General features: G+C 63.4%; 18 protein-coding genes and 1 pseudogene. 10 read left to right on the forward strand and 9 right to left on the reverse strand.

Annotation, left to right across the window (positions count from 1 at the left end; translation table 11 throughout):
• Positions 1–48 precede the first annotated feature (48 nt).
• Together C163_RS00355 and C163_RS00360 are read right to left on the reverse strand one after the other, a co-directional pair.
• Positions 49–720, reverse strand: a complete 672-nt coding sequence (locus C163_RS00355) for a methionine ABC transporter permease (RefSeq protein ID WP_013970307.1) — start codon at positions 718–720, stop codon at positions 49–51.
• Complete coding sequence (locus C163_RS00360; protein ID WP_003256960.1) at positions 720–1,727, reverse strand: methionine ABC transporter ATP-binding protein; 1,008 nt, start codon at positions 1,725–1,727, stop codon at positions 720–722. Before C163_RS00360 ends, C163_RS00355 begins: the two co-directional genes overlap by 1 nt.
• A 226-nt stretch (positions 1,728–1,953) precedes the next feature.
• Here C163_RS00360 and katE point away from each other — a divergent pair, with 226 nt between their 5' ends.
• On the forward strand, positions 1,954–4,089 hold the full coding sequence (gene katE / locus C163_RS00365; protein WP_025337217.1) for a catalase HPII: 2,136 nt from the start codon (positions 1,954–1,956) through the stop codon (positions 4,087–4,089).
• Positions 4,090–4,198: 109 nt separating this feature from the next.
• Here the strand turns inward: katE and C163_RS00370 are convergent, their stop codons facing one another.
• The 4 genes from C163_RS00370 to zur form a co-directional block, all read right to left on the reverse strand.
• The gene (locus C163_RS00370) at positions 4,199–4,906 is read right to left on the reverse strand and encodes a PA5502 family lipoprotein (protein ID WP_025337218.1); all 708 of its coding nucleotides are present in this window, start codon (positions 4,904–4,906) and stop codon (positions 4,199–4,201) included.
• A gap of 127 nt (positions 4,907–5,033) precedes the next feature.
• Positions 5,034–5,816 (reverse strand): zinc ABC transporter permease subunit ZnuB, encoded by a 783-nt coding sequence (znuB, locus tag C163_RS00375; RefSeq protein ID WP_003253007.1) that lies wholly within the window; start codon positions 5,814–5,816, stop codon positions 5,034–5,036.
• Positions 5,809–6,585, reverse strand: a complete 777-nt coding sequence (gene znuC, locus C163_RS00380; RefSeq protein ID WP_025337219.1) for a zinc ABC transporter ATP-binding protein ZnuC — start codon at positions 6,583–6,585, stop codon at positions 5,809–5,811. The genes znuB and znuC overlap by 8 nt, the downstream gene beginning before the upstream one ends.
• A complete protein-coding gene (gene zur, locus C163_RS00385; RefSeq protein WP_025337220.1) occupies positions 6,582–7,067 on the reverse strand; it encodes a zinc uptake transcriptional repressor Zur in 486 nt (161 codons plus the stop codon). The genes znuC and zur overlap by 4 nt, the downstream gene beginning before the upstream one ends.
• Before the next feature lie 18 nt (positions 7,068–7,085).
• Between zur and C163_RS00390 the strand changes: the two genes are divergently transcribed.
• Positions 7,086–8,042, forward strand: coding sequence for a zinc ABC transporter substrate-binding protein (locus tag C163_RS00390; protein ID WP_049866745.1), 957 nt, complete (start codon positions 7,086–7,088; stop codon positions 8,040–8,042).
• 112 nt (positions 8,043–8,154) lie between these two features.
• Here C163_RS00390 and C163_RS00395 read toward each other — a convergent pair whose 3' ends face one another.
• Positions 8,155–9,105, reverse strand: coding sequence for a homoserine kinase (locus tag C163_RS00395; RefSeq protein ID WP_025337222.1), 951 nt, complete (start codon positions 9,103–9,105; stop codon positions 8,155–8,157).
• A gap of 69 nt (positions 9,106–9,174) precedes the next feature.
• Positions 9,175–9,462, reverse strand: coding sequence for a DUF2782 domain-containing protein (locus C163_RS00400; RefSeq protein ID WP_013970316.1), 288 nt, complete (start codon positions 9,460–9,462; stop codon positions 9,175–9,177).
• A 75-nt stretch (positions 9,463–9,537) separates the two neighbouring features.
• Between C163_RS00400 and polA the strand changes: the two genes are divergently transcribed.
• Positions 9,538–12,285 (forward strand): DNA polymerase I, encoded by a 2,748-nt coding sequence (gene polA / locus C163_RS00405; RefSeq protein ID WP_025337223.1) that lies wholly within the window; start codon positions 9,538–9,540, stop codon positions 12,283–12,285.
• 401 nt (positions 12,286–12,686) lie between these two features.
• Here the strand turns inward: polA and yihA are convergent, their stop codons facing one another.
• A complete protein-coding gene (gene yihA / locus C163_RS00410) occupies positions 12,687–13,319 on the reverse strand; it encodes a ribosome biogenesis GTP-binding protein YihA/YsxC (protein ID WP_025337224.1) in 633 nt (210 codons plus the stop codon).
• Positions 13,320–13,520: 201 nt separating this feature from the next.
• Between yihA and C163_RS00415 the strand changes: the two genes are divergently transcribed.
• The 7 genes and pseudogenes from C163_RS00415 (at position 13,521) to C163_RS00445 (ending at position 20,928) form a co-directional block, all read left to right on the forward strand.
• Positions 13,521–13,823, forward strand: coding sequence for a cytochrome c5 family protein (locus C163_RS00415; RefSeq protein ID WP_015268479.1), 303 nt, complete (start codon positions 13,521–13,523; stop codon positions 13,821–13,823).
• A gap of 31 nt (positions 13,824–13,854) precedes the next feature.
• The gene (locus tag C163_RS00420; protein ID WP_003256951.1) at positions 13,855–14,472 is read left to right on the forward strand and encodes a cytochrome c; all 618 of its coding nucleotides are present in this window, start codon (positions 13,855–13,857) and stop codon (positions 14,470–14,472) included.
• A gap of 285 nt (positions 14,473–14,757) precedes the next feature.
• Positions 14,758–15,390 (forward strand): thiol:disulfide interchange protein DsbA, encoded by a 633-nt coding sequence (gene dsbA / locus C163_RS00425; protein WP_025337225.1) that lies wholly within the window; start codon positions 14,758–14,760, stop codon positions 15,388–15,390.
• A 34-nt stretch (positions 15,391–15,424) separates the two neighbouring features.
• Positions 15,425–16,257: pseudogene (locus C163_RS00430) on the forward strand (endonuclease/exonuclease/phosphatase family protein).
• 27 nt (positions 16,258–16,284) lie between these two features.
• Entirely contained in the window at positions 16,285–18,228 is a 1,944-nt protein-coding gene (locus C163_RS00435) for a diguanylate cyclase (RefSeq protein WP_025337227.1), read from the forward strand.
• Positions 18,229–18,308: 80 nt separating this feature from the next.
• Positions 18,309–19,097, forward strand: a complete 789-nt coding sequence (locus C163_RS00440; protein WP_025337228.1) for an N-acetylmuramoyl-L-alanine amidase — start codon at positions 18,309–18,311, stop codon at positions 19,095–19,097.
• A gap of 226 nt (positions 19,098–19,323) precedes the next feature.
• Positions 19,324–20,928 carry an EAL domain-containing protein gene (locus C163_RS00445; protein WP_025337229.1) on the forward strand — a complete coding sequence of 535 codons (1,605 nt, stop codon included), beginning with the start codon at positions 19,324–19,326 and terminating at the stop codon, positions 20,926–20,928.
• Positions 20,929–20,951: the final 23 nt, after the last annotated feature.

Consider the following 20,951-nt stretch of genomic DNA (forward strand, 5'->3'; position numbering starts at 1 on the left):
GGGCCGCGACGGCCCCCGAACGGGTCGGCCGGGCCGACCCCATTGGGGTTACTTACGGGAAAAATGCACGACCAGTTTGTCGCCCACGCTCTGCAGGACTTGAACCAGTACCAGCAACAGCACCACGGTGACGACCATCACGTCGGTCTGGAAACGCTGGTAGCCGAAGCGGATGGCCAGGTCGCCCAGGCCGCCGGCGCCGACCACACCGGCCATGGCGGTGTACGACACCAGGGTGATGGCGGTGACGGTAATGGCCGCGAAGATGCCCGGGCGGGCCTCCGGCAGCAGTGCGCTGGTGATGATCTGGCGGGTGGTGGCGCCCATCGACTGGGTGGCTTCGATGATGCCGCGGTCCACTTCACGCAGGGCGGTTTCCACCAGGCGCGCGAAGAACGGCGTGGCACCTACCACCAGCGGCGGAATGGCGCCGGCAACGCCCAGCGAAGTGCCGGTGATCAGCACGGTGATCGGGATCATCACGATCAGCAGGATGATGAACGGCAGCGAGCGCAGGATGTTGACGATCAGCGACAGCAGCGCATACACACCCTTCTGCTCGAACATCTGTTTCGGCCCGCACAGGAACAGCAGCACGCCCAGCGGCAGGCCGAGCAGCACGGTGAAGAACAGCGAGCCGAACAGCATGATCATGGTGTCGACGCTGGCCAGCCAGATTTCGGCCCAGTCGACGTTGGCAAAGAAATTCAGGGCGTCCATCAACGCAGTACCTCCATATGTACGTCAGCTGCCTTGAAGCGGGCAAACGCCGCTTCCATGTCACCGCCGATCAGGGCGAGGGTGAGCTGGCCATAGGGGACATCCTTGATGCGGTCGATACGCCCGGCGAGGATGCTGTAGTCCACGCCGGTTTCGCGGGCCACGGTGCCCAGCAGCGGCGCGTAGGTGGCATCGCCCTGGAAGGTCAGGCGCACGATACGGCCCGGCACATGGGCGAAGTCGTCCCGCTGCTCGCCTTCGTCGACCTGCTCGTCTTCCTGGACGAAGCGCTTGGTGGTGGGGTGCTGCGGGTGCAGGAACACCTCGGCCACCGAGCCCTGCTCGACGATCTGGCCGGCGTCCATCACTGCCACGCGGTCGCAGACCCGGCGGATCACGTCCATTTCGTGAGTGATCAGCACGATGGTCAGCTTCAGCTCACGGTTGATTTCGGCCAGCAATTGCAGGACCGAGGCGGTGGTTTGCGGGTCGAGGGCGCTGGTGGCCTCGTCGCACAGCAGGATCTTCGGGTTGGTGGACAGGGCGCGGGCGATGCCGACGCGCTGCTTCTGGCCACCGGACAGCTGCGCCGGGTACTTTCTGGCGTGGTCGGAAAGGCCGACGCGGGCCAGCAGCTCGGTCACGCGCTTGTCGATTTCGCTGCGCGACAGCTCGCCGGCCAGGGTCAGTGGCAGGGCGACGTTGTCGGCGACGGTCTTGGAGGCCAGCAGGTTGAAGTGCTGGAAAATCATCCCGACCTGCTGGCGGAAACCGCGCAGCTGGCTGGCGTTGAACGCGGTAACGTCTTCGCCGTCGACGATGATCTTGCCGCCGGAAGGCTCTTCCAGGCGGTTGATCAGGCGCAGCATGGTGCTCTTGCCGGCGCCGGAATGGCCGATCAGGCCGAACACCTGGCCATCTTCGATGGTCAGGCTGGTCGGATTCAGTGCGGGGATTTCCCTACCGGCGACGCGGTAGGTCTTGTGTACCTGTTGGAACTCGATCACGTAGCGAACCTTGTGGGGCGCATGGAATTTGGGTCAGCGGTTGGCTGGGGTCGCGCATTTTAGCCTTTTCCCATAGCTGTTCTTAGCATTTATTTCGTAATGCACCAATCCTTCGGGCATATCGCGACAACCGGTAATCCTGATTGAACGCTCGGCAAAGCCTCCCGGTCACTACTTGCACAAGCCCGAAACGGGTACGCCTGAAGACTGACGAGGAGAGCCGACCATGCCCAGCAAGAACACGGACGCGCCGAAGCACAGCGAAGCCGCTGGCACCCAGACCCCGGACCGGGCCAACACCAACGCCAAGTTACAGAGCCTGGAGGCTGACCGTAGCGATGCGACGGGTCATGCGCTGCGCACCAACCAGGGGGTGCGCATCGCTGACAACCAGAACACGCTGAAGGCCGGAGATCGAGGCCCCTCGCTTCTCGAAGATTTCATCATGCGCGAGAAGATCACGCACTTTGACCACGAACGCATCCCTGAGCGCATCGTGCATGCGCGAGGGACGGGGGCGCATGGCTATTTCCAGAGCTATGGCAACCACGCCGAACTGACCAAGGCGGGCTTCCTGCAGGACCCGGAGAAAATCACGCCCGTGTTCGTGCGATTTTCCACGGTACAGGGCCCGCGTGGCTCAGCCGACACCGTGCGTGACGTAAGGGGCTTTGCGGTCAAGTTCTACACCGATGAAGGCAACTTTGACCTGGTGGGCAACAACATGCCGGTGTTTTTCATCCAGGATGCGATCAAATTCCCGGATTTCGTCCACGCCGTAAAGCCAGAGCCGCACAACGAGATCCCGACCGGCGCTTCGGCCCATGACACCTTTTGGGATTTCGTCTCGCTGGTACCGGAGTCGGCCCATATGGTCATGTGGGCGATGTCGGACCGTGCTATCCCGCGCAGCTTGCGGATGATGGAAGGTTTCGGGGTGCATACCTTCCGCCTGATCAACGCCCAGGGCGTAGCCAGTTTCGTCAAATTCCACTGGAAGCCGCGCCAGGGTGTGCACTCCTTGCTATGGGACGAAGCGCAGAAGCTGGCAGGCAAGGACGCTGATTTCCAGCGTCGCGACTTGTGGGAGGCTATCGAGACGGGCGATTACCCTGAATGGGAATTGGGTGTGCAGATTGTGCCGGAAGCCGACGAGCACAAATTTGATTTCGACCTGCTGGACCCGACCAAGATCATCCCGGAAGAACTGGTGCCGGTTACACCTTTGGGCAAGATGATCCTGAATCGCAACCCGGACAACTTCTTTGCTGAAGTGGAGCAGGTGGCGTTCTGCCCGGGTCATATCGTGCCTGGTATCGACTTTACCAACGACCCCTTGCTGCAGGGGCGGCTGTTCTCCTACACCGACACGCAGCTTAGCCGCCTGGGCGGGCCCAACTTCCACCAGATCCCCGTCAACCGCCCCGTCGCTCCTAACCACAACAACCAGCGTGACGCCTTGCATCAGCATGTGGTTCACAAAGGTCGCGCATCCTACGAGCCCAATTCCATCGACGGTGGCTGGCCGAAGGAAACGCCACCAGCCGCGCAGGATGGCGGCTTCGAGAGCTACCAGGAGCGTATCGATGCACACAAGATCCGCCAACGCAGCGATTCGTTCGGCGACCATTTTTCGCAGGCGCGGTTGTTCTTCCAGAGCATGAGCCCGACCGAGCAGCAGCACATCATCAAGGCTTACAGCTTTGAACTGGGCAAGGTGGAGCGGGAGACGATCCGTGCTCGGGAAGTGAATGAGATTCTCGCCAATATCGACCTGAAGCTGGCGGCTGCGGTTGCTGCCAACCTCGGTTTGCCTGCTCCGAGCGCGGGCACTGTTCAAGTGAAGGGAAGCCAGCTTGCGCAGTCGCCTGCCCTGAGCCAGATGAACCACCCGGGTTCGGTTGGCATCAAGGGGCGCAAGATTGCCGTGCTGGTAGCAGATGGCATAGACGCTGCCAGCGTGGACAAGTTGGTCAAGGCCCTGGAAGCACAGAGTGCCCGGCCATTGCTCCTGGGGCCGACCTCAGCACCGGTGAAGGCTGCGCACGGCAAGCAACTGCCGGTGGATGCTTCCATGGAGGGGATGCCATCGATCATGTTCGACGGAATTGTCGTGCCGGGTGGCAAGGCTTCGACCGATGCGCTGGCGACCAGCGGGTTGGCCAAGCATTTCCTGCTGGAGGGCTACAAGCACCTGAAGGCGATGGTGTTGACCAAAGAGCTTTTGGGCAGCTTGGGGCTGAAGGAAGACAAGGGGTTGCTGCTGGGAGATGAGCAGAAGACCGTGGATGCCTTCGTCAAAGCGGTAGAAGGGCATCGGGTGTGGGAGCGGGAGGCGGCTGCGGAGGCTGTGCCTGCCTAAGGGGCTGCTTTGCAGCCCATCGCGACACAAGGCCGCTCCTACAGGAGATCGCATTCCCTTGTAGGAGCGGCCTTGTGTCGCGAAAGGGGCGCGCAGCGCCCCCAGATTCTTAACGCTGATGCGGAACCAGAACTACCTGCGCCGGCAACGACCGCTGAATCTCATGCTTCTGCTTCAACTCGAACCCGCTGTCGATCTTGCGCACGCGCTTCTCCAGCAAGGTCTTCAGCCAAGGCGCATCCTCGGTGCGCGGCACCTGGAACACCACGTCGCACTGGTAGCTCACCACATCGGCGGCAATGTCATCCAGCTGGCGACGCATGGCGCGGCTGTCGGTAGTCTTCAAGGCCACGACGGTGCTCGGTGCAGCCGGGTCGATGATGCGCGCCTTGGGCTTGGCCTCGGCCGCTTTCAGCGCCGCTTCAGCCTTCTCCAGCTCGGCTTTGCGCGCCTGGGTCACGGTATCGCCACCAGTCACTGCCGGGGCCTGCGGCATCAGCGCGCGGGCACGGGCCAGGGCGGTGGCGGCAGCGTTCACATCACCCTTCTGCAGGAAGATCTGGCTGCGTTGCAGGTAGGCTTCGGCAAGCTGGCGCTGGTATTGCTCCAGGCGCGCGTCGTCCGGCGCCTGGGCCTGCAAGGCTGCCAGCTGGTCTTCGGCGGTGGCCAGCTCGTTGCTGGCGATGTTCTGTTGCAACTGCTGCCAGGCATCGGCTTGGGCAGGTGCGGTGGCCTGTTCGACCGGCGCGCTGGAACACGCAGCCAGGAACAGGGAAAACGCGGCAACAAGCAGATAACGGGAGGCGAACGGCTTCATTCCTGCGACTCTCTATTTGCGCAAAAAGCGAGCAAGTCTACACCCAGGTGCGCACGCTCGAAAACAAGTCTTACAGACCCTTTACGTGCGAAAAGGTTGCAGGGCGCGCCTTCACGCGCCCTGTTTTTCAGCGTTTTGGCAGGGCCAGGCTCAGCAAGAATAGCACCGCCGCGCAGACCACGATCGACGGGCCGGCGGGGGTGTCCTTGAACCAGGACATGGCCAGGCCGCCGCATACCGCGGTCACGCCGAGCAGGCTGGCGCCCAGGGCCATCTGCTCGGGAGAGCGGGCGTGACGTTGCGCCGCAGCGGCAGGAATGATCAGCAGCGAGGTGATCAGCAGCACGCCGACGATCTTCATGGCCACGGCAATCACCACCGCGATCAGCAGCATCAGCGCCATGCGCAGCCCGGCCACTGGCAGGCCTTCGACCATGGCCAGCTCTTCGTGCACGGTGACTGCCAGCAATGGCCGCCACAGCGCAGCGAGCAGCAGCAACACCAGCGCGCTGCCGCCGAGGATCCAGGCCAGGTCGGTGGTGCTGATGGCCAGCAGGTCGCCGAACAGGTACGCCATCAGGTCGATGCGTACGTCATGCATGAAGCTCAGCACTACCAGGCCCAGCGACAAGGTGCTGGGGGCGAGGATGCCGAGCAGGGTATCGGAGGCCAGCGGCTGGCGTTGCTGCAAGGTCACCAGCAAGATCGCCAGCAACAGGCAGCCCACGGTTACCGCCAGCGCCGGGCTGACGTCCAGGGCAAAGCCCAGGGCCACGCCGAGCAGGGCGGCGTGGGACAGGGTGTCGCCAAAATAGGCCATGCGCCGCCACACCACGAAGGATCCCAGTGGGCCGGCCACCAGCGCCAGGGACAAACCGGCAAGCAGGGCGTAGAGAAGAAAATCAGCCATGCTTGCAGTGCGCTCCGTGAACATGGGTGCCAGGGGCGACCACCGAGCCGTGCAGGTCGTGGCTGTGGTCGTGATGGTGGTGGTAGATGGCCAGGCTGGGTGCAGCGGTCTGGCCGAACAGCTCGACGAATGCCGGGTCGCCGCTTACCTGCTCGGGGTGGCCCGAACAGCACACGTGGCGGTTCAGGCATACCACCTGGTCGGTGGCGCTCATCACCAGGTGCAGGTCGTGGGAAACCATCAGCACGCCGCAGCCGTGGCGGTCGCGCAGGCGGGTAATGAGGTTGTACAGCTCGGTCTGGCCGACCACGTCTACGCCCTGCACCGGCTCGTCGAGCACCAGTAGCTGGGGTTCGCGCAGCAGGGCGCGGGCCAGCAGCACGCGCTGCATCTCGCCGCCGGAAATGGTCTGGATCGGGCTGTCGATGACCTGCTCGGCACCCACTTCCTGCAACGCCGACAAGGCTGCCGCGCGGTCTACACCGGGCACCAGGCGCAGGAAGCGCAACACCGACAGCGGCAGCGTGGCATCGACCTGGATCTTTTGCGGCATGTAGCCGATGCGCAGTTTCGGCTTGCGCCATACCTTGCCGCGGTGCGGCTTGAGCAGGCCGAGCACGGCGCGCACCAGGGTGGTCTTGCCCGCGCCGTTCGGGCCGATCAGGGTGACGATCTGGCCAGGTGCGACCGACAGGTCAATGCTGTCGAGCACCGCCTCGCCACCGAAGGTGACGCCGACCTGCTCCAGGCGGATCAGTGCATCGCTCATGCCGCGCTCCGGCAATTGCTGCACAGGCCGACCACTTCCACCGTCTGGGTCTCGACCGTGAAGCCCACGCCCTTGGCGCTGCTGATGATGGCGTCGCTGATACTGTCCTGTTCCAGCTCGATGGCCACATGGCAGGCCCGGCAGATCAGGAACTGACCCTGGTGCAGGTGTTCCGGGTGGCTGCAGCCGATGAAGGCGTTGAGCGAGGCGATGCGGTGCACCAGGCCGTTTTCCAGCAGGAAGTCCAGCGCACGGTACACCGTGGGGGGCGCGGCGCGGCGGCCGTCCTGCTCACTGAGCACGGCGAGGATATCGTAGGCGCCCAGCGGCTTGTGGCTTTGCCACACCAGTTCCAGCACTCGACGGCGCAGCGCGGTCAGGCGCAGGCCCTGGCGGGTGCACAAGGCGTCGGCTTCAGCCAGTGCGCTGTGTACGCAATGGGAATGATCGTGAGGACGGTTGGCCAGCGGCGTGATGGACATGGGCAGCGACGGTTCTGGATGGAGACGTTATTATGTTACCTGTTTCTGACGACTCGAGTATTCACCGTGTCCCGATTCCTAGTCCTTTTTGTCGCTTTCATCGCATTTTCCGCCCAGGCCGACGTGCGCGTGCTGACCAGTATCAAACCCCTGCAGCAGATTGCCGCCGCCGTGCAGAATGGTGTTGGCAACCCCGAGGTATTGCTGCCGCCGGGTGCTTCGCCGCACCACTACGCGCTGCGCCCGTCCGACGTACGGCGGGTGGGCGATGCCGACCTGCTGTACTGGATCGGCCCGGACATGGAGGGCTTCCTGCCGCGGGTACTGGGCAATCGCAGCAAGGCCACGGTGGCCGTGCAGGCGCTACCGGGCATGAAGCTGCGGCATTTTGGCGAGGACAGCCATTCCCACGAGGAAGAAGACCACGACGACCATGATCATGACCACCGCCCGGGCAGCCTGGACGCGCACCTGTGGCTATCGTCGGTCAACGCGCGGGTTATTGCAGCGAAAATGGCGGCTGACCTGGCGCAGATCGATCCGGCCAATGCGGCGCGCTACCAGAGCAACCTCAAGGCCTTCGACGAACGCCTGAACGCACTGGATGGGCGGATCAAGGCGCGGGTGGCCGGGATTGCCGGCAAGCCGTACTTCGTGTTCCACGAAGCATTCGACTACTTCGAGGCCGAGTATGGCCTGAAGCACACCGGGGTGTTCAGCGTGGCGTCCGAGGTGCAGCCGGGTGCGCAGCACGTGGCAGCCATGCGCAAGCGCCTGCAGGAAGTGGGCAAGACCTGTGTGTTCAGCGAACCGCCGCTGCGGCCGCGGCTGGCCGAGACCTTGACCGCCGGGCTGCCGGTGCGCCTGGCCGAGCTGGATGCCCTGGGCGGTACCGACCCGGTGGATGGCAAGGGCTATGAGCGCTTGCTGGAGAAGCTGGGTGGCGACCTGGTTGGGTGCCTGGAGCAGTTGTAAGCCTGTACCGGCCTCTTCGCGGGCACGCCCGCTCCCACAGGTACAACGACAACCTTGAGGTTTGTGTTATCCCTGTGGGAGCGGGCATGCCCGCGAAGAAGCAGAAGCTGGACTAGAGGGCGAACGGCAGGTGCAAAGCCACCTGCTGACGCTGCGCCAAACGCACTTCGAACTCGCTCGGGTCGTGGATCATCACATCCATCCCGGCAAACGATTCCGCTGCAATCAGGCGCGACAGCCAGAAGCGTACGCAGCCTACCCGCAACATCTCCGGCCACAGCTCGGCTTCGGCGGCGGTGAACGGCCGCAGCGCCGCATAGGCCGCCAGCAATGCCTGGGCGCGTGGCACATCGATCGCGCCGTGTTCATCCAGGCACCAGTCGTTCACGGTGATGGCGATGTCATACAGCATCGGCCCGGAACAGGCGTTGTAGAAGTCGATCACACCGGTCAGGTGGGTGCCTTCGAACATCACGTTGTCGCGGAACAGGTCGGCGTGCAGGTTGGCCCGTGGCAGGGCCAGGATCTGTGTCTTGTGTGCGCTGATTTCATCCAGCGCCGGCTGCAGCAGCGCGGCTTGCTCGGCGGTAAGGCGCGGCAGCAGCTCGGCACCCGAGGCCAGCATCCAGTCCAGGCCGCGGTCGGTGCGGCGCTCGATGATGTGTTCGCGGGTAGCCAGGTGAATGTGCGCCAGCAGCTCGCCGACCTGGGCGCAGTGCTGGGCGTTCGGTGCCTTGATGTGCTTGCCCGACAGCCGTGGCTGCAGCAGCGCCGGCTTGCCGCACAGCTCGCGCAGGCCATTGCCGTCGCGGTCGCGTATGGCATAGGGCACCGGCATGTCGGCTGCGTGCAAAGTGTCCAGCAGCTCGATGAAGAACGGCATGTCCTCGCTGGGCCCGCGCTCGATCAGCGTCAGGACGAACTCCCCCTGTTCGAGGCTGACGAAGAAATTGCTGTTCTCTGTGCCGGCGGCGATGCCCTGGAAATCGAGCAGACGACCCAGCGCGTACGGCGCCAGAAAGGTTTCCAGCTCAGGCCGGGTCACGGGGGTGAAGACTGACATGATGAAAAATTGCCCATACGGGCACTTCCGCCGGGAAGTGCCGGGTTGATGTGAACGGTGCGCGTCAGATTACCACTCGAAGATCTTCCAGGACGGAATCAGCATGTCCGGCTGGTCGGATCGAATGAAATTGCCATCAGAGCCATCGGCGCGTACCAGGAAATAAGGCTTGCCGTTTTTCGGCGTGATCTTGATCGCATACAGGAACCCGTTCTGCCGGTACTCCTGGATGGTTTTGTCGCCTTCCGTGCGAATGGTCACCTCGGGATCGGCCGAGGGGGCGTCGTCCGCCGCCAGGGTGACGACAGGCATGGTGGCCAACAGACCGAGCAGTAACAGGCGATTGAGTGTACGCATGATAACCTTGTCCCTTTGTCGTCAATGATTCTGGCTATTCTAGCGCCGGACCCGTCGAAAAGGTTGATTCTGCTCATGAGCCAAGCGCCCCTCGTCCTGGTGGACGGTTCCTCCTACCTGTACCGCGCCTTCCACGCGCTGCCGCCGTTGACTACCTCCAAAGGCATGCCGACCGGCGCGGTGAAGGGGGTGCTGAACATGCTCAAGAGCCTGCGCAAGCAATACCCCGACAGCCTGTTCGCGGTGGTGTTCGACGCCAAGGGTGGCACCTTCCGCGATGCCATGTTCGCCGAATACAAGGCCAACCGCCCAAGCATGCCGGACGACCTGCGGGTGCAGATCGAGCCGCTGCACGCCAGCGTCAAGGCGCTGGGCTACCCACTGCTGTGCGTCGAGGGGGTCGAGGCCGACGACGTGATCGGCACCCTGGCGCGCAGCAGCGCCGCGCTGGGCCGCCCGGTGATCATCTCGACCGGTGACAAGGACATGGCGCAGCTGGTGGACGGGCACATTACCTTGGTCAACACCATGACCGGAAGCGTGCTGGACGTGGCTGGCGTGCACGAGAAATTTGGCGTCGGCCCGGAACATATCATCGACTTCCTGGCGCTGATGGGCGACAAGGTCGACAACATCCCCGGTGTGCCGGGCGTGGGCGAAAAAACCGCGGTGGGCCTGCTGACCGGTATCGGCGGCGGCCTCAGCGACCTGTACGCCAACCTGGACAAGGTCCCGACGCTGGCCATTCGCGGCGCCAAGACCCTGCCGGCCAAGCTGGAAGAGCACCGCGACGCGGCGTTCCTGTCTTATGAGCTGGCTACTATCAAGGTCGACGTGCCCCTGGATATCGAAGTAGATGCCCTGGTGTGCGGCGAGCCTGATCGCGACGCGTTGCTGGCGCTGTACACCGAGATGGAATTCAAGAGCTGGGTCGCCGAGGTGCAGCGTGACGCTGCCAAGGCCGGTGACGACATCGCGCCGATCGCGGAGCCGGTGGCCAAGACCGAGCCCAGTTACGAAACCATTCTCGACCAGGAACGTTTCGACTTCTGGCTGGAGAAGCTGCGTCAGGCGCCACTGTTCGCCTTCGACACCGAGACCACTGGCCTGGACGCACAGCAGGCGCAGCTTGTCGGCCTGTCGTTCGCCGTCGAGCCGCATGAAGCGGCCTATGTGCCGCTGGCCCACGACTATGAAGGCGCGCCGGTCCAGCTGGACCGCGCCGCCGTGCTGCTGGCGCTGAAGCCTCTGCTGGAAGACCCGACCAAGGCCAAGGTCGGGCAGAACGCCAAGTACGACATCAACATCCTCGCCAATGGCTCGCCCGCCATCGAAATGCGCGGCGTTGCGTACGACACCATGCTCGAGTCGTACGTGCTGAACTCCACCGCCACCCGTCACGACATGGACAGCCTGGCGCTGAAGTACCTCGACCACACCACCATCGCCTTCGAGGACATCGCCGGCAAGGGCGCCAAGCAGCTGACCTTCAACCAGATCCACCTGGACAAGGCCGGCCCCTACGCTGCCGAAGACGCCGACATCACCCTGCGCCTGCACCAGGCGCTGCAGGCGCGCCTGGCGCAGACGCCGAGCGTGCAGCCGGTGCTGATGGACATCGAGATGCCGCTGGTGCCGGTGCTGGCCAAGATCGAGCGCCAGGGGGCGCTGGTCGATGCCGCGCTGCTGCAGGTGCAGAGCGGTGAGCTGGGGGTGAAGATGGCCGAGCTGGAGCAGCGCGCCTATGAGCTGGCCGGTGAGGAGTTCAACCTCGGCTCGCCCAAGCAGCTGGGCGCGATCCTCTACGACAAGCTGGGCATGCCGGTGCTTAGCAAGACCACCAAGGGCCAGCCATCCACGGCAGAAGCGGTGCTCGACGAACTGGCCGAGCAAGGCTACCCGCTGCCGGAGGTACTGATGCAGTACCGCAGCCTGAGCAAGCTCAAGAGCACCTACACCGACAAGCTGCCGGGGCAGATCAACCCGCGCACCGGGCGTATCCACACCTCCTACCAGCAGGCGGTAGCGGCCACCGGCCGGCTGTCGTCCAGCGACCCGAACCTGCAGAACATCCCGATCCGCACTGCCGAAGGCCGGCGCATCCGTCAGGCCTTCGTCGCCAGCCCGGGCTACAAGCTGCTGGCGGCGGACTACTCGCAGATCGAGTTGCGCATCATGGCCCACCTGGCCAAGGACGAAGGCTTGCTGCATGCCTTCCGCAACGACCTGGACGTGCACCGCGCCACGGCGGCGGAAGTGTTCGGCGTAGCCCTGGAAGACGTCACCACCGACCAGCGCCGCAGTGCCAAGGCCATCAACTTCGGCCTGATCTACGGCATGAGCGCCTTTGGCCTGGCCAAGCAGATCGGCGTCGACCGCAAGCAGTCGCAGGATTACATCGACCGCTACTTCGCCCGCTACCCGGGCGTGCTGGCCTACATGGAGCGCACCCGCGCCCAGGCGGCGGAGCAAGGCTTTGTCGAAACCCTGTTCGGCCGCCGCCTGTACCTGCCGGATATCAATGCCAAGAACCCGGCCCTGCGCAAAGGCGCCGAGCGCACGGCGATCAACGCCCCGATGCAGGGCACTGCGGCCGATATCATCAAGCGGGCCATGGTCAATGTGGATAACTGGTTGAGCGAGAGCGGGCTGGACGCCCGGGTGATCCTGCAGGTACACGACGAACTGGTGCTGGAAGTGCGCGAGGACCTGGTTGAGCAGGTGAAAGATGAAATTCGCCAGTACATGAGCAAGGCCGCGCAGCTGGATGTACCGCTTCTGGTCGAGGCGGGAATTGGTGCGAATTGGGACGAAGCTCACTGATCGGGCGGGGAAAGCTGTGTAGGATCCGTGATGTAGGGATGCGGATCCTGGCACCGCTCAGTGCCAGTAGTGCTGAGGCTTCATGAAACTATCGCAAATAGTTTTCAGGGCTTTGGAACTAAACCGGTGAAGCGGAACTCAGAGTAACTGAATGGCTGGTGAAGCCTTTCGATGCTCCTATGTTGTGTTAAGTGTTGGCAGATATCTGGACCCCGCCCTAGCGGTCCGGACTTGGACCCCGAACTTCCCCCTCCCCATACGAAGTCCGGGGTTTTTTTTGCCCGGAATTTGACTTATGGCTAATAGAGAGCCCTGTGGGAGCGGGTTTACCCGCGAATGCGATGTCGGATGCACCGCCGCATTCGCGGGTAAACCCGCTCCCACAGGTTACAAGCAAACCTTCAAATGACTGGCTTGTCTTCCAGCCCCATCCAGTCCGCCAGCACCCGGTAGGCCTCTTCCACGCCCAGGCGCTTGGGCGCCGAGAACAGCTGGATGGTCACGCCGTCGCCCCAACCCTTGCGGATTTCCGACTGCACCTTGAGCAGAGTGTTCTTGCCCGCGCCGTGGGTCAGCTTGTCGGCCTTGGTCAGCAGGATGTGCATCGGCATGCTGCTGGCCTTGGCCCAGTCGAGCATCATCTTGTCGAAGTCGGTCATCGGGTGGCGCACGTCCATCATCAGGATCACGCCACGCAGGCACTCCCGGCTACCCAGGTAGGCTTCCAGGTGTTTCTGCCAGTGCTGCTTGAGCGGAATCGGGACTTTTGCATAACCGTAGCCTGGCAGGTCGACCAAACGCCGTTCATCGTCCAGACTGAAGAAATTCAACAGCTGGGTGCGCCCGGGGGTTTTCGAGGTGCGCGCCAGGCTGGCATGAGTCAGGGTGTTGAGGGCGCTGGATTTGCCGGCGTTGGAGCGGCCGGCGAAAGCCACCTCGTAACCCTGGTCGTCCGGGCATTGTTCGACCTTGGCAGCGCTGAGGGCGAATTTGGCTTTCTGGCAGAGGCCGAGGATGGGGTTCTTGACTTGCATGGGATATCCGATGTGGGTGTTGCCTGACTCTATAGGCCCGAGCCTGGCAAGCGGTGTCGTTTCCGTTTGGATGGCGGAAGTATATAATGCCCCAGTTTTTGTGTGCTCATTCTCCCGGCGAAGGAGAACGGGCATGGGGTGTCGAACAATAGCTCGCGCAACAGAACGCAGCGCGGCCCCCAACCCTGAAGGTCGTTCCGCATGGCGAAATGGCTGCTTGCTGTCGGTATGTTCCTGCCGTTTTTCAGCGCACAGGCTACACAGGATCCCGAGGTGTTGTACAACCGCACGTGTGCGGCCTGTCACACCGGGCAGTTGCCACAGGCACCCAGGCAGGGTGACCGGGCAGCATGGGAGCCAAGGCTGGCGCAAGGCATGGATGTACTGGTGAAGCACGTGACCCAGGGTTTCAAGGCTATGCCGCCGCGTGGATTGTGCATGGACTGCAGTGCCGAGGACTACCGTTTGGTCATCCTTTGGATGAGTGGCAGTCCCGATACATAACATTTCACCCTTAGCCGTGTTGGATTAGCTGATGAACAAACTAGTCGTGAGTCTGCTGTTGACCTTGGGTGTCGCAGGTGCGGCCACTGCTGCGCAACCCGTCAAAGGCGATGCCGCCGCCGGCCAGGCCAAGACGGCCGTCTGTGGCGCTTGCCACAACCCCGACGGCAACAGCCTGGCACCGAACTTCCCGAAACTGGCCGGCCAAGGCCAGCGCTATCTCGAAAAACAATTGCACGATATCAAGTCGGGCAAGCGTACCGTGCTGGAGATGACCGGCATGCTGGCCGCATTCAGCGACCAGGACCTGGCCGATATCGCCGCCTACTTCTCCAGCCAGAAAGGCAGCGTGGGCGCGGCCGATCCCAAGCTGGTCGAACGTGGCCGGGCGCTGTTCAACGGCGGCGACCTGGAAAAAGGCATGCCTGCCTGCACCGGCTGCCACTCGCCGAACGGCGCGGGTATCGCCCTGGCCGGCTTCCCGCACCTGGGCGGGCAGCATGCACAGTACGTGACCAAGCAGCTCACCGACTTCCGCGAAGGCAACCGCACCAACGATGGCGATGCCATGACCATGCGCACCATCGCCGGCAAGCTGAGCAACCACGACATCGAGGCGCTGGCCAGCTACATCCAGGGCCTGCACTGAGGCCCTTCGGCCGCTTGTGATGGCCCTATCGCAGGCAAGCCAGCTCCCACAGATGCTGCATATGGCTTGAGGTCGATGCGCTCGAGGTGGGAGCCGGCTTGCCTGCGATAGGGCCATTACAGGCGGCGCATTAACCTTCAGTTAATGTTGTAGGCCAATGATGAAAGGGCGGCCGGACCGCCCTTTTTTCCGTCCGCAGCCGTTACACTACAGAACTCGGCCCCTTCCCGGCCTGTCTCAGTGCAGGTCGCGTCGTGGCGACCAATGACTGCCCAGGAGTAAAGCATGCGTAAACTGATTCTCAGCGCCGCGCTGGTCGCTGCCAGCGTATTCGGTATGACTGCCGTCCAGGCCGCCGAGCCTGTCGCCGGCAAGGAATACCTCGAGCTGAGCAACCCTGTTCCGGTTTCCGTGCCTGGCAAGATCGAAGTGGTCGAGCTGTTCTGGTACGGCTGCCCACACTGCTACCACTTCGAGCCGACCATCAACCCGTGGGTTGAAAAACTGCCCAAGGACGTCAACTTCAAGCGCGTACCAGCCATGTTCGGTGGCCCATGGGACGCCCACGGCCAGATGTTCCTGACCCTCGAAGCCATGGGCGTCGAGCAGAAGGTACACGCCGCAGTGTTCGATGCCATCCAGAACCAGAAAAAGCGCCTGACCGACCCGCAGGACATGGCCGACTTCCTCGCCACCCAGGGCGTGGACAAGGACAAGTTCCTCGCCACCTTCAATTCGTTCGCCATCAAGGGCCAGGTCAACCAGGCCAAGGAACTGGCGAAAAAGTACGAGATCACCGGCGTACCGAGCATGGTGGTCAACGGCAAGTACCGCTTCGACCTGGGTACTGCCGGCGGGCCGGAAGGCGTACTGAACGTTGCCGACCAGCTGATCGCCAAGGAGCGCGCCGCTAAGTAAGCGGCGTAACCCATGCGCCGCTTCAGAACCGCGCGTGGCATTGGCCTGCACCAGCCGCAGGTCAACGAGCATCACTTGCAGGCCCCTGGCCTGCCCGAGGATGGTCGTCTGCGGCTGCTCAGTTTCAACATCCAGGTGGGCATCAGCACCGAGCGCTACCGGCATTACGTGACCCGCAGCTGGCAGCACCTGCTGCCGCACAACGGGCGTGCCGGCAACCTGCAGAAGATTGGCCAACTGCTGGGCGACTTCGACCTGGTGGCCTTGCAGGAGGCCGATGGCGGTAGCCTGCGCTCGGGCTATGTCAACCAGGTCGAGCACCTTGCCCACCTGGGTGCCTTCCCCTACTGGTACCAGCAACTCAACCGCAACCTTGGGCGTTTTGCCCAGCACAGCAATGGCGTGCTCAGCCGCCTGAAGCCACAACTGCTCGAGGATCACCCATTGCCCGGCCCGGCTGGGCGTGGTGCGATTCTGGTGCGCTTTGGCGAGGGCGAAGATGCGCTGATCGTGGTGATGATGCACCTGGCCCTCGGCGCCAAGACCCGCGCCTTGCAACTGGGTTACATCCGCGAGCTGATTGGCGGTTACCGCCACCAGGTGCTGATGGGCGACATGAATACCCATGCCACCGACCTGCTGGAGCACTCGCCGTTGCGCGACCTGGGCCTGATTGCCCCACAAGTCGAGGCCACCTTTCCCAGCTGGCGTCCACAGCGTTGCCTGGACCACATACTGCTCAGCCCAAGCCTCACGCTGGAGCGTGTCGAGGTGCTGGCGCAGCCAATTTCCGACCACCTTCCCGTTGCTGTCGAGATTCGATTGCCTGATGCATTGACTGTGGATACGCTGCCGGTCCTGAGCTAATTGCCATCACCGTTTGCGGACCCGGGCATGACTGAAGACGCTGAGCGCTGGAAAGAAAAATACCTGAAAAGCATCGAGCAGCAGGAAAAGCTCGAGCGCCGTTGGGACGCCCGTCTCGACCTGCTGCGTCGCGGCCTGGTACGCAGCACCCTGGCTGCCGAAGGCAGTGACAAGGTGGTGGACCAGTGCATGAAGGAAATGCGCGAGGTTATCCGCAGCGACAACATGGACGCTGGCCTTGCCGGGCTGATTCCGCGTCTTGAGAAGGCGGTGCTGGACTCCGAACAGCGCCGGGAAGCTCGCATGAATCAGGTCAGCGATGCGCTGACCGCTCTGGTCGACCAACTGCAAGGCCTGCCATTGCCGAACGATGTGTCGCGGCCGTTGAAAAAGCTGGCGAAGAAGCTCGACGGTGGCGTGGCCCAGTCACGCGACCTGCCACCGTTGCTGGGCGAGTTGAGCGGCTTGCAGGGCCGCGCGCTGTCAGCCCTGGGTAAGTCGGGGGAGGATGCCCGCCCCGGCTTCTTGCAGCGCTTGTTCGGCAGCCGCGAGGATAATGCGCAAGGCGAGCCAGCGCTTGTGCCGCTGGCGCTGCCGGTTGCCGGGGCGCAGCCCTTGGCGGCACCGGCCAACGTCGGTGCTCCGCAGCCCGACGACGTGGACGCGCTGCAGCCGCTGCCAGCCTCATCAGCATCTGTTGTCGAGGCGCCCGTAGTGCCAGAGCCCGCGCTGGAGACACCTGGCCCGGCGCTGATCGAAACGGCCGAACTGTCACCAGCCCCGCTGCCGCAGCCGCTACCGGACGATGTGCCGGCACCGGAAGCTGTCGCCAGCGAGCCTCCGGCTGAAGCAGGACCGGCGCAAACACTCGAACAAACCTTCGGCGAAGACGGCCCCTATGCCCTGCCCTACGCGGTGGAGCCGCCCTACAGCCAGGTTGCCGAGCACATCGAGCATACCCTGATCGGCCTGCTCGATGACCTCAGCCTGCCGGAGCGACACAAGGCCCAGGCGCTCGAGATGCGTGAACGGGTCGCCCGCGGCTTGAATTGGTATGAGCTGATCCCGGTGCTGGATGACCTGGCTGTGCTCATGCTGGCGATCACCGACAGCGGCCAGCACGAATTCGAAACCTACCTGCAGCAGCTCAACGAACGCCTGGAGGGTTTCCAGAGCCACCTTCACGAGGCCAGCGCCGGCCATGCCGACAACAGCTCGGCCGCCCGCGAGCTGGATACACAGCTGCGGGAGCATGTCGACGGGCTGCAGAGCAGTGTGCAAGGTGCCGCCGACGTCGACAGCCTCAAGCACATCCTGGAAAACCGCCTGGAAGGCCTGTTGGTGACCATGGACGAGCACAAGCACGAGCGTGATCGCCGCGAACAGGAGCTGGCTGGGCGCCTGCAAGGGCTGTCGGAGCGGGTGGCGAACATGGAGCACGAGGCGCTCGGCTACCGCGAGCACTTGGAAGAGCAGCGCCAGAAGGCCTTGCTCGACCCCCTCACCGGTTTGCCCAACCGTGCGGCCTGGAGCGAGCGGGTCGAGCGCGAAATGCTCGAATGGCAGGCACACGGCGGCCATCTGGCGATGGCGATCCTCGACCTGGACCATTTCAAGCGTATCAACGACAGCTATGGGCACCTGGCCGGCGACAAGGTACTGAAGATTGTCGCCGACCAGTTGCGCAAGCGCCTGCGCAGCGGTGACTTCATCGCCCGCTTCGGCGGCGAGGAGTTTGTGCTGTTGCTGCCGCAGACCTCGCCGGCCGCCGCTGCCCAGATAGCCGAGGTGCTACGGGCCACGGTCGAGGCGTGCCCGTTCCACTTCAAGGGCGAACGGGTGGTGATCACCACGTCCATCGGCCTGGGTGCATTCCGTTCCGGCGAGCGCGGCGACCAGGTACTCAAGCGCGCCGATGCGGCGCTGTACCGGGCCAAGGAGTCGGGGCGCAACCGCGTCGAGCAGGCATAGCCGGCAGCCGCTGACTCGCGGCAAGCACGGCCCTTGGGGAGCACGTTATACTGTAGCGCTCATACGCTGAGGCTACTGACGTGCTTTCCACGCTTAAAAAAACCCTGATTTCCTTCCTGCTGTTGTCTGTCGCCGGTTGCTCGACAGGCCTGCGCATCGACCGTAGCCACCCTTCGGTCAACCAGGACAACCGCATCCAGTTCGTTGTCCTGCATTACACCAATGCTTCGCTGGAGCGTTCCCTGGCGTTGCTGACCCATGGCGAAGTCAGCAGCCATTACCTGATTGGTGACGGCCCGGCGACGGTGTATCAGCTGGTGGATGAGAACCGCCGCGCCTGGCATGCCGGTGATAGCCAGTGGCAGGGGCGGACCTGGCTGAACTCCTCGTCCATCGGTATCGAAATCGTCAACCCGGGCTTCACCGATACGCCGAATGGCCGGGTCTGGCACCCTTACAGCGAAGCGCAGGTCCAGTCGCTGATCGCGCTGCTCAAGGACATCGTCAAACGCAACAACATCGAGCCACGGCACATCATTGGCCACAGCGATATCGCACCGCTGCGCAAGCTTGACCCGGGGCCGCTGTTCCCGTGGAAGCGCCTGGCCGACGCCGGATTGGGTGTCTGGCCGGATGCAAATGCCGTGGCACGGCAGCAAGCCTATTTCAGCGTCAACCCGCCGAGCGTTGGCTGGTATCAGCAGGAGCTGGCGCGGTTTGGCTATGCGATAGAGCAGACCGGGGTACTGGATGTTGCCACCCGCCATGTGATCGCCGCGTTCCAGATGCGTTTCCGCCCGCAGCGCTTCGATGGCATGCCGGATGCGCAGACGGCGGCGATGCTGCAGGTGCTCAACCGGATGCGTTGAGCTGCCAAGGTGGGACGGGCTCTTGTGTAGAAGCGGCCTTGTGTCGCGACGGGCTGCACAGCAGCAGGATCTTGGTTCCAGCACAAACTGCCGGGGCCGCTTTGCGGCCCTATCGCGACACAAGGCCGCTCCTACAACAGGCCCTCGGCGATTGTAGCGAAGCGCCAAACGGCGAGGTGATTCCTGATTCAGTTGCTATACCTTAGTTATCAACTGGATGCCCTCGATGTCAGCCTTCATCGCCTTGATGCGCCAAATTTTTTACCGTCCCTGGATGCTGGCCACATTGGCAGCACTGGCCAGCGCGGCACTGTTGCTCTCAGCCAGCATCGGCATTGCCCTGCAACAGATGAAGCAAAGCGAGAGCGCACAGATGAATGCCCAGGGCGAGCGCTTTCTCGAGCGCCTCGAGCAGGTGTTCGGCCAGTTGCGCGAAGGGGTCGACCTGCTGCAGGCGCAGCCCTTGCGCGGCTGCAGCCCGGCGATGCTGACGGCGTTGCAGCAGGTAGGCCTGAGTTCACGCTTCATTTATGAAGCGGCATACGTGGATGGGGATATTGCCTGTTCGAACCGCGGTGATGAGCGGGCGTTCGAACCCTTGCGGGTCCCCGACATCCAGGGACCGACCTACAGCTACTGGCTGAACACAACGACCGAGCCGAACGAAAACCTGGCCGCGTTGATGCTGGGGAGGGGCAAGTTCGTGGTATCCACCTCTCGTGGGCACCTGACCGATGTGGTCGACCTGCCCCCGGGCGGCAGCCTTGTGGTGGTGCTGGACAACGGTACCCGGGCCATCCCTGTGCTGGGCCCACCACAGGTATGGCCGCCACCCTCGGCCTGGTCGACCAGCCACAAGTCGCTGCTCGAGCTCAGCGACCGCCTGATCTACCGCATGCCGACCAAGTCACCGGACTACCAGCTGGTGCTGATTGCTCCGCGGGCGAGCCTGCCGTTGAGGATGAACGGCATGCTCTGGCTGCTGTTCCCCGGCAGTGTGCTGGCGGCCTGTTGTATCGGCTGGCTGGTGCTGCAACTGATCCTGCAGCGGCGGTCGATGAGCTCGGAGTTGCAGAATGCCTTGCGCCGCGGCGAACTGCAGGTGCTCTACCAGCCGATCTTCGAGCTCGACAGCCGGCGCTGTGTCGGGGCCGAGGCCCTGGTGCGCTGGCGTCGCCCGGACGGCACCCTGACCAGCCCGGACCTGTTCATCCCGCTGGCGGAAAACACCGGGCAGATTCGCCAGATCACAGACTTTGTCCTGCAGCGTGTGCTGGAACAGTTAGGGCAACTGCTGCGCTCGCACCCCAACCTGTACATATCGGTGAACCTGGCAGCTTGCGATGTGATGGTGCCGCGTATTGGTCGGGTAGCTGCGCGCTTGCTGGCAATGCACCGGGTGGCGGCCAGCCAGATTGCCTTCGAAGTGACCGAGCGCGGCCTGATCGATGTGGTGGTGGCGCGCGACAATCTGCAGGCGTTACGTGCAGTAGGGCATCAGGTGCTGATCGACGATTTTGGTACGGGTTATTGCAGCCTGGCCTACCTGCAGACCCTGCCGGTGGACTGCCTGAAGATCGACAAGGCCTTTATCGATGCCCTTGGGCATGACGCCGCCAGCAGCGGTGTTGCCCCGCATATCATCCGCATGGCCCACGACCTGCACCTGCGGGTGATTGCCGAAGGCATCGAGTGTGAAGACCAGGCGGTGCTGCTGAACAGCGAAGGGGTCAATTATGGCCAGGGCTGGCTGTTTGCCCGGCCACTGAATGCCCGGCAGTTTGCCGAACTGGTGACCCGCGGACGGCTGCCGCGGCGGGTTGAGCATTGAGTGATTGCTGCTGGACTGCGAGA

It is taken from the genome of Pseudomonas sp. FGI182 (assembly GCF_000511325.1).
GTDB lineage: Bacteria > Pseudomonadota > Gammaproteobacteria > Pseudomonadales > Pseudomonadaceae > Aquipseudomonas > Aquipseudomonas putida_Z.